We start from the raw sequence: 1078 nt of genomic DNA, 5'->3' as shown, positions 1-1078 counted from the left end.
TCCACATGGGGTAATCGCGGGAGCGATGCACCCTGGAACCAATCATAACCTTGGAGGGTGGCTGTTCCCCGATAAGATGGAAGTACGGGCTCACGACTGGACGTCAGGCCCAAGCATCTAAGGGAGAACAGCCATGGAAGAATATATCGGTCTCGACGTGTCGATGAAAGAGACGGCGGTGTCGATCCGCCGCGAAGGCGAACGGATTTGGCGCGGKAAGTGCGCCTCTGACCCCCACATTATTGCCGAGCTCATCCGCAAGCGAGCGCCTGCTGTAAAGCGCGTGGTGTTCGAAACAGGGCCTCTCTCCGTATGGTTTTTTCATGCCCTACGCGCCCAGGGGCTGCCGGCCATCTGCATCGATGCCCGCCATGCCAAGGCTGCGCTCGATCTGGCCGCCAACAAAACGGATGCGAATGACGCAGACGGTTTGGCGCAGCTTGCGGAAGTCGGGTTCTTTCGGGAGGTGCGGGTGAAGGGATTTGACAGCATGTTGAGCCGAACGCTCGTGGCGGCACGCACCCGGCTGGTCCGGATCACTACAGAACTTTCCAACCAAATCCGTGGAATCATGAAAACATTTGGATTGGTCGTTCCCGCAGGCAAGGGAACYACATTCGAGAAGAATGTTCGGCGCCTTCTTGTCGATCACAAGCAACTTGCTCTTATCGTGCTGCCGCTGCTGGAAGCCTGGCGTGGCATTCGTACTCGTGCCGCCGAGCTTGGGCGCCAACTCGTTGCAGGCGCACGTCAGAGCCAGCCATGCCGCATCCTCATGTCGATCCCTGGCATCGGCGCGATCACCGCAACCTCTTTCGCAACAGCCATTGAAGATCCTGGCAACTTCAAGAGGTCCCGATCTGTTGGCGCCTGGATCGGCCTGACGACGCGCCGCTACCAATCAGGGGAAGTGGATTATGACGGCCATATATCCCGGCGCGGCGACCGCCATTTGCGAGGACTTCTTTACGAAGCTGCGGCAGTCATTCTGACGCGCAGCTCAAAGGGCAGCACTCTGCGCACWTGGGGCCTCCAGCTCCGGGAAAGGATCGGCTTCAAAAGAGCGGCCGTGGCTGTC

1 protein-coding gene is annotated in these 1078 nt (G+C 59.2%); it reads left to right on the top strand.

Going from position 1 to position 1078, the window contains the following annotated elements; all coding sequences use genetic code 11:
* Positions 1-133 precede the first annotated feature (133 nt).
* Positions 134-1078, top strand: a 945-nt coding sequence (locus tag AC1DLV_RS30260; protein ID WP_476836353.1) for an IS110 family RNA-guided transposase, incomplete at its 3' end; no start/stop codon positions are given.

This window comes from Aminobacter sp. 01T433 (assembly GCF_056398585.1).
This window is presented reverse-complemented; position numbering and strand designations above follow the sequence as displayed.